The following is a 14,775-nucleotide window of genomic DNA, read 5'->3' as shown; positions in this document are numbered from 1 at the left end:
CCTGCTCGCGATGAGGCCCGTACAGGCGCCTTTTACTTCAGATCAGCCGAAACCTTGTCCGCCACATCCTTGGACAACCACGCCTGCCACACATCCGGATGCGCCTTCATGAAGGCTTGCGCCGCATCCCGAGGCGCGGTGTGTTTCTCGCTCATCTCGGCCAATGCCTTGTTCAGCGCATCAATCGGAAAATCCACTTTACTGAAGAACGCTACGATTTCCGGATGCTCTTTCTGGAACGGCGTAGACACGCCAATCGACAGCTTCGACGCCAGCGAACGGGTTGGTTTCGGATTGGGATTGTCAGCGTCGGTCAGGGTCTTCCACGCTTCGGCATCGAATGGCGGCTCTTCCAGCTGTACCAGTTTGAACTTGCCGAGCAACGGCGTCGGCGACCAGTAGTAAAACAGCACCGGTTTGCCGCGACGGATCGACGAAGTGATTTCGGCATCCAGCGCCGCCCCCGAACCGCTACGAAAGTTGGTGTAGTCATCCTGCAAGTCATAAGCCGTCAGTTTCTGCTTGTTGACCACCTCTGAAGTCCAGCCAATCGGACTGTTGAGGAAGCGCCCCTTGCTCGGACTTTCCGGGTCCTTGAACACGTCCTTGTATTTCGCCAGATCAGTGACACTGCGCAGATCGGGCGCCATCGGTTTGATGCCTTTGGCCGGATCGCCCTTGATCACGTATTCCGGCACCCACCAGCCTTCAGTAGCGCCCTTGACCGTGTCGCCCAGGCTGATGACCTTGCCTTCGGCTTCCGCCTTGACCCACACCGGGCTGCGACCGGCCCACTCCTCGCCAATGACCTGAATGTCATTGTTGGCCAGTGCGGTCTCCAGTGTGATGGTAGTCCCGGGCAAGGTATCGGTCGGCAGGCCGTAGCCCTTCTCGACGATGATCCGCAGAACCTCGCTGATCAGGCTGCCGCTCTCCCAGTTCAGGTCGGCAAAATGGATCGGCGCTGGCGCAGCGTTGACCGCCGACGCCGACGTCAACAAGCCGAATGTGGCAAGACTGGCGGCAACAAGCTGTTGAAATCCGTTCATGCATTGCACCTCGTGCGGTTCACAGCAATGGCAGGATGGTCTACAGAAGACCGACAAGCCTCTGAATACTTAAGTCATCTGACTGTAGTAGAGGTTCCTGCTTTTTAAGCGTGATACGAAGTGCGCGGACTACTTTTCAGAAATTTCCTGCAAGCGTTGCAGCTCTCGTCTGACCATGCCGGCGTATTCCGCAGGGCGCAACGAGTAGATCTCGGACGCGACCCAACCCAGCCAGGCGCCCTGCATCTGCGCCTTGGCGGCGAACAGACGCTGTGCTTCCTCAAGAGCCTGGTCGAGGTTCTGCGAGTGGAAATCGGCGCGACTCACGCCGCTCACTCGCTGGCTTTGAAAGTGATCAACTCGCCCTTGCGCCATTTCGCGGCTTTACCGGTAACAGCCTTCAGGGTCTTGGTCAGGCCTTCCTGCAATTGTTGGTGCGCGGCAAATACCGTCACCACGCTGTGGCCTTCCTTGAACAGAATGGCTTCGCCGTCCGCCGTGGTGACAAAGGCGTAATCGCCCAGACCGTAGACGGTCAATTTGATCTCGCGGAAACGGATATCCATTTTTCCGCCTTCGCGACTCGGCAGCACCGAGGCGCTGAAGTGATCGCCAACCTTGAGCTTGAGCCCGGGTTTGTCATCGACCACCAAAGCGCTTTCGGTGTCGATTTCGGCGACATAAATGCCTTCCGCATTCTGCTCGGTGATGTAGACAAAACGCGATTGAAACAGCTTGACCAGCTTTGCGCGCAAATCACCCAGCACGAACAAAGCGTGCATATCCAGATTACTGACTGCCAAAGAACCATCCCCACATCTGAAAAAAGCCGTACACGGAAAACGCGCACGGCATAAAAAACGGCCAGGCCGATGGTGTTGCCGAATGACTCAAGTAAAAGCCTGAATTGAGCAGAGCGCTCAATCGTCGCGAGGTTCGTAAGACTACTGGAAAGTCACTCGCGAAACTTGCCTCAATGTTCGCCAAACCTTGCAGGAAAAATCGTCATTGAAGACCAAAGAAGGCGGACTACAAACTTTAAGGAAAAAACTGACGAAAAAAAGCACTTTTCCGACATATCGCACGTAAAAAATTGCTTTAGATAAGCACTGTCGTCAACAGGTACTGGCGATTCTAGAGCAGCGATGCTCGTTACGACTACTCGAACCGACCAGTAAATGTCGGCTAACCCATGAAAAGGACTTCATATGTGCACTCTTACTCACTTTGTACCGTCCACCGATTTGCGCATCAAGCCCACTGACATCCTGCATGTCGCGGCTTTGCAGGTGTCGTCTGCAATGGAACCGGGCATGGCGGCACCACGCTTTCGTGTAGTACCGGCCGGTACCGCGTTCTTTCACATAAAAGAATCATCCACCGGCCGCGTAAGAGGTTTCCGCGAAGATCATAACGAAGCCTGCGCCCTCGCCCGTTCTCTTGAAATGCGAATCGAACTCCTGAGCGGCGACCGCCTCAGATAAAAGAATGATCGACCACTTTCAAGGAGCACACGATGGAACTGCCTGCATTTGATCTGAAAACCCTGTTCGAACAACTGGGGCTGCCTGCGGAAGGTACGGCAATCGATGACTTCATCGAAGCGCATCCGCTGGATGCCAACACCAAGCTTATCGATGCCGGGTTCTGGACGCCGTCCCAGGCACAGCTACTCAAAGAGTGGCTACGCGCTGATGGCGAGGAAGCGATTCTGGTCGATGAACTGAACGTACGCCTGCACGACGGCCGTTGAAAACAGTCAGTGCAGGCTGCCCATGTGCTCAGTCTCCAATTGCGCGAGCCAGGCAGCCCTGCACTCTTCCGCCTCGTCCCGGCTGGCGAACGCGGTGCCGCGCCGCTCGCCGTTGAGCAATACAACCCAACAGACGCTTTGCCCCATCGCGCGCAATCCGGCCGGCACGCCGCTGCCAATCATCACCGCAACATCGACTCTGCTCTGCATGTTGACCTCCGAAATTAATTAGCAGCCTAACTATATCGGCATGTTAATGACTTCGACGCAGCAGAAACAGCAACCACGATGCACAGCTCAGTTACAGATGCGGTAACAATGATCAGCGCGGACTCTCGGGTTTGTAGCCCAACCGCAATCCTCCCCAGTGCCGGCCCTTGAGCATGATCGGTACAGAGAGGTCATGCATCAGCTCACCGGTATCGCGGGTATAAGTCTGCAACAGAACGGGTTGCTGATGACTGCCACAGCGAATTCCAGTGCGGTCGGCGAACTTGCGTTTGGTGCGATTGCCCACTGCGTCCACTTGAACATCGCCAGTCAACGGCTGACAGAACGCCTGATTGTGCGTCGGCACATAACCCTGCTGCGTGCAGGCGATAGCGAACACCAGCCCTTCGTGACGCGGCAGCAACGGTTCCTGAATCGCCGGCAGCACCTGATCGGTGTAGCGATCAAAACGCGTTTGAAACTTCGCCGGTTGCGTGCCGGGAATTGGTTGATATTGTCGGTCGAACAAATCTTCCAGGCTGATCCGCCCCTGTTCGACGTCAGCCTCGAAACGCGCGGCGATCTGACTCGCTCCCTCACGCGCCAGGTCGTAGATACGCTGGTGGTAATCATCAAGACCGACTTCGGCCAGACGTTCGCTGATGGTTTCCGCCTGCCCTTCCATCTGCACTGCCGCTTCGGCCAGACGTCGCGTCTGCTGGTCGCTGATCGCCAGATCGCTGCGCATCTGCTCGATGGCCTTGAACAGGCTGTCGAGTTGCTCACGATTGGTCTGCGCGCCACGGGCGATCTCGCCGACCTGACTTTCCACGCCCGCCGCCAACCGGGCGATGTTCTCCAGATGCTGGCCGGTATGCTCGACCTGCTCGACGCCGCTTTGCAGGTCGCCCGACAACTCGCGGATCTGCTCCACCACTTGCGCGGTGCGCTGCTGGATATCCGCGACCATCTCGCCCACCTCACCCGTGGCCGATGCCGTACGCGCCGCCAGACCGCGCACCTCATCCGCCACTACCGCAAAACCACGGCCATGCTCGCCGGCCCGGGCCGCTTCGATTGCTGCGTTCAAGGCAAGCAGATTGGTCTGGCTGGCGATGGACTGAATCACCAGCGTCACGCGCTGAATGTCGTCGCTACGCTGGCTCAAGGCTTCGATCAGTTCCCGGCTGGCATTGGCGCGTTGACTGAGTTGATGCATGCGTGAAATCGAATCGATCAGTTCAGTTCGGCCCGCCGCACTGCTGTGATGAGCTTCGCTGGCAGCCTCCAGCGCATCGCGGCTGAGCTGCGAGGTGGCCTGTTCTGTAGCAATCATGACTTCGGCGTTGCTGACGATCCGCGCTGCGGCGTCGAGTTGCGATTGCAGCTTGCTGGCCAGTTCCTTGACAGAAAATGCTACGCCGGCAGCCGACAACGCGTTATGACTGGTGGTGTAGGAAAGGTCGCGAGTCAGTTCGGACATCGCATTGCCGGACTCGGCAGGCTGCACATCGGGTGTCGCACGGGAGCGCAGGCGCGGCAGCCAGACAATCAGCACCGCCAACGGCATGCCAACGTATAACGACCATCCACCCAGCGTCATACCGGCTAACAGCAGCATCAGGGCGATGCTCTGCAAGGTCGGCGAAAGCCAGCGGTTTTTCGGCAAAAGCACTGGTGCAGGCAAAGCCCCAACCAGAGATCCATCTCTCGTCATATCAACACCCCACGCTTGTTCTCATTATTGTGACTGCATTAAACGCCACTACAAGGCCATTATCCATGGTCCGTTAGTCGTGGGTCTGTGGCAGGTCAATGGAACGACGTGAAATATCGTAGACGAGCAAAAGCAAAGATCGCAGCCTTCAGCCGCTCTATATAGGAGCTGCCGAAGGCTGCGATCTTTTCAGGACGCCCGCAGATGGCGGGTCGTCTCAGGGATCAAGCCTGACGCTGGTGCTTATCGATCTGCTCGTGACGCTCTTGAGCTTCGATGCAGTACTTGGTGGTCGGGCTGATCAGCAGGCGTTTCAGGCCAATGGCCTCGCCGCTGTCGTCGCACCAGCCAAAGCTGTCTTCCTTGATGCGCTCAAGGGCTTGTTCCAGTTGCGGCAACATACGCTGGTCGCGATCAATCGCGTTTACCAGCCAGGTGCGCTCTTCTTCAACCGATGCCGCGTCTGCCGGGTCAGCCGGGGTGTCCAGGCTTTCAATGGCGATACGGTTCTGCTCAATGCGCTCGTGGGTTTCGACTTTCATGTTCTGCAACAGCGCGCTGAAAAAAGCGTGTTGCTCGGCATTCATGTAGTCATCTGCCGGCATGGCCAGCAACTTGTCCTTTGTCATTGATATCTCTATAAAAAAACGTGCATTAAGGCGAATAAGGGAGCGTTCCGGTAAACCGTCTTCGGTCATCGGAAAGGCATCGTTTATGGCAAACGCCACCCGGCACTCAATTTACGAGGGGCGGCAGTCTAAGGCCGACTTGAGGCCTCAGCAACTGGAAATCCAGCAAATTTGTCCGACAAAGCCCGGAAACTGCTCTGATACAGGCTTCACGGCGATTATCGGAGTGCGTTTATAGCAAGAAATTCAGTCGAGCGGATGTATATAGAAGACAAACGGCTGCGCCACACCGGTCGGGTGTGGCGCATTTTCATGTTTTTCAGGGTTTCAGCGCTTGAGTTTGCGCTTGTTGCGGTACTGGTCAATGACCACCGCCACCACGATGATCAGGCCTTTGATGATGTCCTGAATGTAGGCATCGACGCCGACGAAGGTGAACCCGCTGGCCATCACCCCGAGAATCAGTGCACCGATCACCGTCCCGGTAATCCGCCCGACACCGCCGGCCAGACTGGTGCCGCCAATCACCGCTGCGGCAATCGCGTCCAGTTCGTAGGACATGCCCATCCCGGCCTGCCCCGTCGCCGCCCGAGCTGACGCCACGACGCCAGCCAGCCCCGCCAGCAGACCGGCGATGCTGTAGACGATGACCAGATGACGCTTGACGTTGATCCCCGAGGTGCGCGCCGCCTGCATGTTGCCGCCGATGGCGTAGGTGTACTTGCCGTACTTGGTGTAGCGCAATGCGATGTGGAAAATCACCGCCACCACCAGAAAGATGATCACCGGCATCGCCCCATGACCAATCGCGGTGTAGGAGTCGGAGAGCATGCTGACCGGTTGACCTTCGGTGTAGAAACGCGCCAGGCCGCGTGCCGAAACCATCATGCCGAGGGTGGCAATGAACGGTGGAATCCCGGTGATGGCAATAATACTGCCGTTGATCGCCCCCGCCAGCAGCCCGACCCCAAGCCCGGCGATTACCGGAATCCACACCGGCAAGTCAGTCAGCGACGGAAACACTGCGCGGGCGAAATCCGAGGTCTGCGCCAGACTGGCGGCAATCATCGCCGACAGCGCCAGCACCGAACCGGATGACAAGTCGATCCCGGTGGTGATGATCACCTGGGTTACGCCGATGGCCAGCAAGCCGATCACCGACACTTGCAGGATCATCAGCACCAGACGCTGGGAGTTCATCAGGAAGCTCTGGTCGCGGACGATCCAGCCGAATACTTCGAAGACCAGACCGATACCGATCAGCACCAGGAAGATGCTCAGTTCGGTTGGAAAGCGCCGACGACTCTTGGTCGGTGCCGTTGCAGGCTTGTTTTCCAGTATCGCGTTCATAACCACTCACCCTTCTATCGCACCGCCAGTGCCGGCCGCAGCCACCACCGGCATCAATTAGTGAACCACGGACATGCCCGAGGCCAGTTGCATCACCCGTTCCTGGGTGGCTTCGTCACGACTGAGGGTGCCCATCAGGTCGCCCTCGTGCATGACCATCACCCGGTCGCTCATGCCGAGCACTTCCGGCAACTCCGAGGAAATCATGATCACCGCCATGCCTTCACTGGCGAGCAGGGAAATCAGCCGATAGATCTCGGCCTTGGCGCCGACATCGATGCCACGGGTCGGCTCGTCGAGAATCAGAATTCGTGGATTGGTCATCAGCCAGCGGGCAAGCAAGGCTTTCTGCTGATTGCCGCCAGACAGGGTGTCGATGCACTGCTCCAGCGAAGGAGTTTTCACCCGCAGCTTCTTGCACATGTCTTCGCACAGCGCGCGCAGGGCTTTCTGCTGGATGAAACCGTGACCGGCGTAATGCGGCAACACCGCCATCTCCATGTTCTCCAGCACCGACAGGCACGGGAACAGGCCACTGAGCTTGCGATCCTCGGTCAACAGCGCGAAACCCTTCTCGATGGCCATGTGCGGATCGGTGATGCGCACCACTTGGCCATCAAGGCGAATTTCACCGCTGTCGCTGGGGGTGATGCCGAAAATGGTTTCGGCGACGTTGGTGCGGCCCGAGCCCATCAGCCCGGCGATGCCGAGAATCTCCCCGGCGTGCAGATCGAACGACACACCCTGAAATATGCCGTCGAGTTTCAGATCGCGAACCGACATCAGCAGATCGCCAATCGGCTTCTCGCGCACCGGGAACAACTGGCTCAGTTCACGCCCGACCATCATCGAAATCAGGCTGTCGCCGTCCATGCTGTCGGCGCGTTGCAAGCCGATGTAGGCGCCGTCGCGGAACACCGCGACTTCATCGGCGATGGCGAACACTTCGTTCATTTTGTGGGTGATGTAGATGATGCCTTTGCCCTGGCGCTTGAGGTCGGCAATGATCGAGAACAGGTGCGCGACTTCCTTTTCGGTGATCGCCGAGGTCGGCTCATCCATGATCAGAATGTCGGAGTCGTAGGACACCGCTTTGGCGATCTCGACCATCTGCCGTTCGGCGATGCTCAGGTTGCCGACCTGCTCCTCTGGGTCAAGGTTGATCCGCAAGCGCTCCAGCAGTTGCGCGGTGCAACGGTGCATGGCGCGGTGGTCGATCATGTGCAGGCCGTTGAGCTGCTCGCGGCCGATCCAGATGTTCTCCGCGATGCTCATGTGCGGCATCAGGTTGAGTTCCTGGTGGATCATCGCGATCCCCGCCTGAAGTGCCGCCAACGGCGTTTCGAAGACCACCGGTTTGCCCCGCAGGCGCAGCTCGCCAGCATCGGGCTGGTAGATGCCGGCGATGATTTTCATCAGCGTCGACTTGCCCGCGCCGTTCTCGCCCATCAGTGCCAGTACGGAACCCGGACGTACACGCAGTTGCACATCGGACAAAGCCACCACACCGGGAAAACCCTTGCTGATGTTGCTGATCTCCAGCAGGTACGGCTCATCGACAGGTGTTGCAGTTGGCTGGATATCCAGCAACGAGGTGCTCGAAGCGGTCGCTGAAGCGAACATGTTCAGGTACTCCATCAGCAAGGTCGCGGCAGCAACCCTGCAGGATTATTGTTGTTATTGAACCGACGTATTACTTGAAGGTATCGACGTTTTCCGGGGTGATCAGGCGATAAGGTACCCAGACGTTCTGTTCAACCGCCTCGTTCCTGGCCATTTTCACTGCCGTGTCGATGGAGCCGTCTGCCTGACCTTTGGCATCCTGGAACACCGAGACCGCCATGTTGCCTTTCTTGATTGCGTTCAAGCCGTCCGGCGTGCCGTCGACCCCCGCAATCAACACACTGCCCTTCTCGACGCCGGCCTGTTGCAGGGCCATGGCGGCGCCGATGGCCATTTCGTCATTGTTGGAAACCACAGCGTCGAATTTGCGACCCTGGGTCAGCCAGTCATTGACCAGCGTCATGCCTTTATCCCGCAGCCAGATGCCGGTCTGCTCTTGTTCGATCTTGATGTTCGGGTACTTGGCCAGCACCTCTTTGACGCCTTTGGTGCGGTTGGTGGTGGAGTTGTTGGCGAGGTCGCCGAGCAGAATCACGATTTCGCCTTTGCCGCCGAGTTTTTCGGCGAGGTACTGCATCTGCATTTCGCCGGCTTCCAGGTCGTTGGAGGCTACGGTGACCACACCTTTTGGCAGTTTGAGGTCATCCGGGCGACGGTTTACGTAAACCAGCGGGATGCCGGCCTTTACGGCGGCTTCGGTGATTTTCCGGGTGGCGGCAGTGTCCACCGGGTTGACCACGATGGCATCGACTTTCTGGCTGATGAAGCTTTCGACTTGGCTCAACTGCTTGACCACGTCACTGCGGGCGTCTTCGAATTGCAGTTGCACACCATCGGGATAGGATTTGGCTTTCTTGTCCATGGATTCACGCAGGTAGGTCAGCCAGGTGTCATCGAACTGGGACATGCTGACGCCGATCTTCATATCGGCAAGGGCAGCGCCGCTGACAAACATCAAGGACAGGGCCAGCGAGGCAAAACGCAGATGAGTCTTCATGAACTGTCTTTCTCCACATTTCTTGTTGGTTTTATGGATCAGTCGTGACGGTTTCTGTAGGCAAAATCGACTCTATTGGAATTTATTTTCCATATCAACTCATTTTAGAATTTTATTCTAAATTTATTCAATGGCTTCCAATCGGGCTCAGTTCGACCACCTGACGTTGCTTGAAGCTCTGCCGCGCAGCGTCCAGAACCAGGGTGGTCGCCAGTGCATCATGGGCTTCGACCGGCAATGGGCCGCCAGTCTGTAACGCGGTTTGTAGCTGCAGATAGAACTGCTGCCAGCAACCGCGCTCCGACGGCACGCGCTCGCGTTCGTCAGCGTGTTCAAACCAACCCCAGCGCCGATGTTCCTCAACGCCCCAACGTTCACCCTCGGTTTTTGGCGAGAGCCCGGCCAGCGCCTGAGCCTCTTGCCCGTCGAGACCATTTACGCTGTAGCAACCCTGGGTTCCGGTGACGCGAAAGCGCGGGCCCGGCGTGCTTTGCAGGCAACTGCCGCCCAGGTGCGAGACCACCCCATTGGCGTGGGTCAGAGAGACAAAAAAACCGTTGTCGTAGGTCTGGTCTTTGTCCTGGTAATCGAGCTCGGCATACACCTGCCTGACAGGGCCGAACAGCAACAGCGCCTGATCTACCAGATGGCTACCCAGATCGCGCAGAAAACCACCGCCGCTGCCGTTATTCACCGACTGCGGCGAGTAGCGTTCGACCCGTGATTCGAAACGCGTGACCTGCCCCAGCGCACCCGACTCGATAAGTTTGCGCACGGTGAGAAAGTCCGAATCCCAGCGTCGATTCTGATAAACGCTGAGCCGCACGCCTTGGCGCTCGGCCATGGTGATCAGGGTTTGCGCCTGATGCGCATCGGCAGCGAAGGGTTTGTCACTGACCACCATCACCCCATGCTCAAGACCATCGAGCACCAGCGCCGGACGGCCCTTCAGCGGCGTGGAAATCACCAACACATCAACGCCGGCCTCGACCAATTGGCCGATGCTGTCGAACGCCGCTACGCCCGGGTATTCAGCGGCCAGCAATCGTCGGCGCTCCGGGGAGCGAGTGACCACACCGGCAAACGTCGCACCGGGCAGACTGCTGAGCAGCGGCGCATGAAAAAACCGGCCGCCATGGCCGTAACCGACAAGTCCGATACGCATGATTCGACTCCTTCTTATTGTTCTGTGAGCCGCTTGTTGGATATTCGCGGCCTTTGTGGGAGCGAGACTGCTCGCGATAGCGATGTGTCAGGCGACATCGATATTGACTGTACTGACGCCTTCGCGAGCAAGCTCGCTCCCACAGGTATTGCGTGCAAGGTCAGCGGCAGAGTTCGCTTTTGACCCGTTCGAGCATCATCCGGTTGGACTCATCCGGTCGGTCTTCCCAGGCGAACACCGAGACTGTGGCGATGCCGTCGAACTTGATCTCGCGCAAGGTGCTGAAGAACGCCTCCCAATCAACTTCACCCTGGCCGATATCCAGATGCTGATGCACGGTGGCGGTTACGCCAGGCGGATTGACGATGTAGCGCAGCCCCGACGAGGCCTTGTGGTTGTAGGTGTCGGCGATGATCAAGTGGCTGAGTTTCGACCCGGCGTACTTGAGCATCGAGGCAATGTCACCGACGCCGTCGTCATAGAAAAACGTGTGCGGCGCGGCGTAGAGGTAGTTGATCCAGTCACGATCAAGCCCGCGAATGATGTCCACCGACTCGTTGTTACGCTCGCAGAAATCGTACGGGTGCGCCTGAATATCGAGCTTGATGCCTTCGCGTTCGAACTCGGGAATCAGCTCGTCCATCGAGCGCATGAACTGGTTTTCGCACACCAGCGGGTTGTCCGACTGACCGGTGAATTCGGTGTTGACCAGCTCGCAGTCCATTTCCACGGCAATCTGGATCGCTCGCTTCCAGTTGCGCACGGCGGCCACACGCAGGCCTTCGTCGGCGGCGGCCCAGTGGTACATCGGTAATAAAGAAGAGAGTTTGACCCCGGTGTCGCTCAAGGCTTTGCGAAACTCCTTGATCCGCGCCTTGTCGACGCGCGGGGCTTTGTAGAACGGCAGAAAGTCTTCTCGGGGCGAGAGTTCGATGTGTTCGTAACCGAGCTCGGCGACCTTGTCGACCATCTTGCCGAGGGACAGATTGCGGTACATGTAGGGATCTAGTGCGATGCGCATATTCTTGTTCTCCCAGAATCGACACGATCCCCTGTAGGAGCTGCGGCACGCTGCGATCTTTTGATCTTAAAGACAACGTCAAAAGATCGCAGCGTGCCGCAGCTCCTACAGGGATTGGGTTAGCCGTAGAAGTGTGGGCGGTCAGGCAGGGTTACTTTTACTATCTGACCGTTGTTCTGGGCTTCAATGCACGCGTCGGCAGCAACGGCAGCGGCGAAACCGTCCCATGCCGATGGGCCACCGACCTGCCCTGCGCGCACGCTATCGATGAACGCCTGCAACTCAACGTCATAGGCGCCGATGAAGCGATCCTTCCAGTCCATCAGAATCGCGTTGGAGAGCTTGGCGCCGCTGCGCATTTGCACTTGCTGCGGTTCCGGCAGTTTGGCGATGCCGGTCTCCCCCACCACTTCGCACTGGATGTCGTAGCCGTACTGGCAATTGACGAACACCTCGACGTCGATGCGCGTGCCCTTGGCGGTTTCCAGCAGGACAATCTGCGGGTCTTTCAAATGCGCCAGCGCCTTGCTCGACTTGCGCGGGAACACCACTTGCACCGAGACGTAATCGTCGTCGAGCAACCAGCGCAGCACATCCAGTTCATGGATCAGTGTGTCGGTGATTGCCATGTCGGTCTTGTAGTTTTCGCCCACGCTCGGGTTGCGGTGCGCGCAGTGCAGCATCAACGGCTCGCCGATCTGACCACTGTCGATCACCGCTTTCAGCGCGCGATAACCTTCATCGTACGGACGCATGAAACCGACCTGCACCAGACGCTTGCCGTGGGCGACTTCCGCCTCGACGATCTTGCGGCAGCCTTCGGCGGTGACCGCCAGCGGCTTCTCGCAAAACACCGGTTTGCCCGCGGCAATCGCTGCCAGCACAAACTCTTCGTGGCTCGGGCCCCACGAGGTGACGAGGATCGCCTCGACCTCTGGCGCCTTGATCAGCGCGTGACCGTCCGGGTAGACCTCGGCCGTCAGCTTCAGATCGGCAACAACCTTGGCAGCCTGCTGCAAATTGATGTCAGTGACGGCGACGACCTGGCTATTGAGCAAAGTCTGGCTGCAACGACGGATGTGATCCTGGCCGATGGCCCCGGTACCGATAACGCCAAGCTTCAAAGACATGAACATTCTCCATTTCGGGTTTCAGGACAATCAGTACTGGCGGGCCTTGGCCAACCGTTCATTAAGGGTTTTCGCGACTGCATCAGTGCGGGCACTGGTGGACACTTGCGCCACACCGACCCGCCACCACGACAAGTATTTGTGGATCATCGTTTTGGGTAGAACCTTGATATCGATCAGGGTCGACACCGTCTGCAAGCGCGCATCGGCCAGCGCCGCCAGCAACTCTGCAACCGTGTTCACTTTGTAGGTCTTGCAGCCGTAGGCCGCCGCGCTCATGGCGAAATCCACCGGGACAAAACCGCCGTCGAGTTTGCCGGTCTCGGGGTTACGGAAGCGGAACTCGGTGCCGAAGCTGTCCATGCCGTGTTCCATTTGCAGGTTGTTGATGCAGCCGAAGGTCATGTTGTCGAGCAGCACCACGTTGATCTTGCGGCGCTCCTGAATCGAGGTCGCCAGCTCCGAGTGCAGCATCATGTAAGAGCCGTCGCCGACCAGCGCATAGACCTCGCGATCCGGCTCGGCGAGCTTCACGCCCAGTGCAGCGTTGACCTCGTAACCCATGCACGAATAGCCGTACTCGACGTGATAGGTGTTGACGCCCTTGCTGCGCCAACTGCGCTGCAAATCACCGGGCAGGCTGCCAGCGGCGGCGACGATCAGCGCATCATCGGCCAGGGTTTCGTTGAGTACGCCGAGCACGCGGCTCTGGGTCAGGCATGAACCGGTCAGCTCGATAAATTCGCGCAGTACCGCCGGGTCCATGTGGTCGTTGATTTCCGGGACGAAATCCTGAGTCTGGTATTCGGCCTGATAAATCCGGTCAACCTCTGCGTCCAGCTGCGCTTTGGCCTCACGCGGCTGATCGCCCCACTCGGCGCGGTAGTCGCCGAGAATGTTGCTCAGGGTCTCCAAAGCGGTTTTCGCGTCGGCCAGCAGCTGCACGCCGTCGAGTTTCAGCGCATCGCAAGGGCTGATATTGAGGTTGAGGAATTGCACGTCCGGATGCTTGAACAAAGATTTCGATGCAGTGGTGAAATCGCTGTAGCGAGTGCCGACACCAATGATCAGATCCGCCTCGGGCGCCAGCAGATTCGCTGCCAGACATCCGGTTTCGCCGATGCCGCCAAGGTTCAGCGGATGGCTGGAAACCACAGCACTCTTGCCCGCCTGAGTTTCAGCGAACGGAATGCCGAAGCGTTCGGCGAACGCCTGCAACGCGGCATTGGCCCCGGAATACTTCACCCCGCCGCCACAGATCAGCAACGGTTTACGCTTGCCTTTGATCAGCGCCAGCGCATCGCCGAGCATTGCTTCGGTGGCCGGTCGACGCTCGATGCGATGCACGCGTTTTTGCAGGAAGTAATCCGGGTAATCGTAGGCCTCTGCCTGCACGTCTTGCGGCAGCGCCAGCGTCACCGCGCCGGTTTCGGCGGGATCGGTGAGTACGCGCATGGCGTGGATCGCAGCAGTCATCAACTGCTCGGGGCGGTTGATCCGGTCCCAGTATTTGCTCACGGCTTTGAAGGCGTCGTTGGTGCTGATGCTCAGGTCGTGGAACTGCTCGATCTGTTGCAGCACCGGGTCCGGTTGGCGACTGGCGTAGACGTCGCCGGGCAACAGCAGCAACGGGATGCGATTGGCCGTCGCGGTGGCCGCTGCTGTAATCATGTTCGCCGCGCCGGGGCCCACCGAGGAGGAGCAGGCGTAGATCTTGTGGCGCAGATGCTGTTTGGCGAAACCGATGGCGGCGTGGGCCATGCCCTGCTCGTTGCGGCCCTGATGGACGATCAGGTCGCCGCTGTCCTGCTCCAGCGCTTGACCGAGGCCGAGCACGTTGCCGTGACCGAAAATCGTGAAGATCCCGGCAACAAACTTGCTCTGCACGCCATCGACTTCGATGTACTGGTTATCGAGAAATTTCACCAGGGCCTGGGCCATGGTCAGTCTTGTTGTGGTCATGCTTGCACCTTTCTTAAAGGCAACCGCCAATCTCTGTAGGAGCTGCGGCACGCTGCGATCTTTTTTTATTAAAAAAAAAAATAAAAAAATAGCAGCCGGCACCCGCGACCAAGGTGGTAGTGGAGGAATTGAAAAAAGCCCAAGAATTTTGAATATACGGGGTATTTTT

The 14,775-nt window shown here is 58.2% G+C and carries 16 protein-coding genes; 3 read left to right on the top strand and 13 right to left on the bottom strand.

The window, feature by feature from the left end:
• Nucleotides 1-32: 32 nt before the first annotated feature.
• The 3 genes from ACIOZM_RS05340 to ACIOZM_RS05330 form a co-directional block, all read right to left on the bottom strand.
• Nucleotides 33-1,049, bottom strand: a complete 1,017-nt coding sequence (locus ACIOZM_RS05340) for an ABC transporter substrate-binding protein (protein ID WP_401210326.1) — start codon at nucleotides 1,047-1,049, stop codon at nucleotides 33-35.
• 129 nt (nucleotides 1,050-1,178) lie between these two features.
• On the bottom strand, nucleotides 1,179-1,376 hold the full coding sequence (locus tag ACIOZM_RS05335) for a hypothetical protein (protein ID WP_401210323.1): 198 nt from the start codon (nucleotides 1,374-1,376) through the stop codon (nucleotides 1,179-1,181).
• A 5-nt stretch (nucleotides 1,377-1,381) separates the two neighbouring features.
• Nucleotides 1,382-1,831 (bottom strand): hypothetical protein, encoded by a 450-nt coding sequence (locus tag ACIOZM_RS05330; protein WP_401210426.1) that lies wholly within the window; start codon nucleotides 1,829-1,831, stop codon nucleotides 1,382-1,384.
• A gap of 426 nt (nucleotides 1,832-2,257) precedes the next feature.
• On the opposite strand from ACIOZM_RS05330, the gene ACIOZM_RS05325 reads away from it, so the two are divergent.
• Complete coding sequence (locus ACIOZM_RS05325) at nucleotides 2,258-2,533, top strand: hypothetical protein (protein WP_401210320.1); 276 nt, start codon at nucleotides 2,258-2,260, stop codon at nucleotides 2,531-2,533.
• 32 nt (nucleotides 2,534-2,565) lie between these two features.
• On the top strand, nucleotides 2,566-2,802 hold the full coding sequence (locus ACIOZM_RS05320) for a DUF2789 family protein (protein ID WP_401210318.1): 237 nt from the start codon (nucleotides 2,566-2,568) through the stop codon (nucleotides 2,800-2,802).
• A gap of 6 nt (nucleotides 2,803-2,808) precedes the next feature.
• Here the strand turns inward: ACIOZM_RS05320 and ACIOZM_RS05315 are convergent, their stop codons facing one another.
• The 10 genes from ACIOZM_RS05315 to iolD form a co-directional block, all read right to left on the bottom strand.
• Nucleotides 2,809-3,012, bottom strand: a complete 204-nt coding sequence (locus tag ACIOZM_RS05315) for a hypothetical protein (RefSeq protein ID WP_401210315.1) — start codon at nucleotides 3,010-3,012, stop codon at nucleotides 2,809-2,811.
• Between the two features lie 112 nt (nucleotides 3,013-3,124).
• Nucleotides 3,125-4,348, bottom strand: coding sequence for a methyl-accepting chemotaxis protein (locus tag ACIOZM_RS05310; RefSeq protein ID WP_401210423.1), 1,224 nt, complete (start codon nucleotides 4,346-4,348; stop codon nucleotides 3,125-3,127).
• Between the two features lie 605 nt (nucleotides 4,349-4,953).
• Nucleotides 4,954-5,358: a TraR/DksA C4-type zinc finger protein gene (locus tag ACIOZM_RS05305; RefSeq protein WP_236485158.1), complete on the bottom strand. Its 405-nt coding sequence runs from the start codon at nucleotides 5,356-5,358 to the stop codon at nucleotides 4,954-4,956.
• A gap of 327 nt (nucleotides 5,359-5,685) precedes the next feature.
• Nucleotides 5,686-6,708: an ABC transporter permease gene (locus ACIOZM_RS05300; RefSeq protein ID WP_401210313.1), complete on the bottom strand. Its 1,023-nt coding sequence runs from the start codon at nucleotides 6,706-6,708 to the stop codon at nucleotides 5,686-5,688.
• A 57-nt stretch (nucleotides 6,709-6,765) separates the two neighbouring features.
• On the bottom strand, nucleotides 6,766-8,331 hold the full coding sequence (locus tag ACIOZM_RS05295; protein ID WP_401210311.1) for a sugar ABC transporter ATP-binding protein: 1,566 nt from the start codon (nucleotides 8,329-8,331) through the stop codon (nucleotides 6,766-6,768).
• Nucleotides 8,332-8,401: 70 nt separating this feature from the next.
• On the bottom strand, nucleotides 8,402-9,328 hold the full coding sequence (locus ACIOZM_RS05290) for a sugar ABC transporter substrate-binding protein (protein WP_401210308.1): 927 nt from the start codon (nucleotides 9,326-9,328) through the stop codon (nucleotides 8,402-8,404).
• Nucleotides 9,329-9,455: 127 nt separating this feature from the next.
• Nucleotides 9,456-10,493, bottom strand: a complete 1,038-nt coding sequence (locus ACIOZM_RS05285) for a Gfo/Idh/MocA family oxidoreductase (protein WP_401210306.1) — start codon at nucleotides 10,491-10,493, stop codon at nucleotides 9,456-9,458.
• A 160-nt stretch (nucleotides 10,494-10,653) separates the two neighbouring features.
• Nucleotides 10,654-11,514, bottom strand: coding sequence for a sugar phosphate isomerase/epimerase family protein (locus ACIOZM_RS05280; RefSeq protein WP_401210303.1), 861 nt, complete (start codon nucleotides 11,512-11,514; stop codon nucleotides 10,654-10,656).
• 119 nt (nucleotides 11,515-11,633) lie between these two features.
• Nucleotides 11,634-12,644, bottom strand: a complete 1,011-nt coding sequence (locus ACIOZM_RS05275; protein ID WP_401210301.1) for a Gfo/Idh/MocA family protein — start codon at nucleotides 12,642-12,644, stop codon at nucleotides 11,634-11,636.
• Between the two features lie 30 nt (nucleotides 12,645-12,674).
• Complete coding sequence (iolD, locus tag ACIOZM_RS05270; protein WP_401210298.1) at nucleotides 12,675-14,606, bottom strand: 3D-(3,5/4)-trihydroxycyclohexane-1,2-dione acylhydrolase (decyclizing); 1,932 nt, start codon at nucleotides 14,604-14,606, stop codon at nucleotides 12,675-12,677.
• On the opposite strand from iolD, the gene ACIOZM_RS05265 reads away from it, so the two are divergent.
• Nucleotides 14,584-14,775, top strand: a 192-nt coding sequence (locus ACIOZM_RS05265; protein ID WP_401210295.1) for a hypothetical protein, incomplete at its 3' end; no start/stop codon positions are given. The two genes, iolD and ACIOZM_RS05265, sit on opposite strands and share 23 nt — an antisense overlap.

The organism is Pseudomonas sp. NPDC087346 (genome assembly GCF_044744235.1).
In the GTDB taxonomy this organism is placed as follows: Bacteria; Pseudomonadota; Gammaproteobacteria; order Pseudomonadales; family Pseudomonadaceae; genus Aquipseudomonas.
This window is presented reverse-complemented; position numbering and strand designations above follow the sequence as displayed.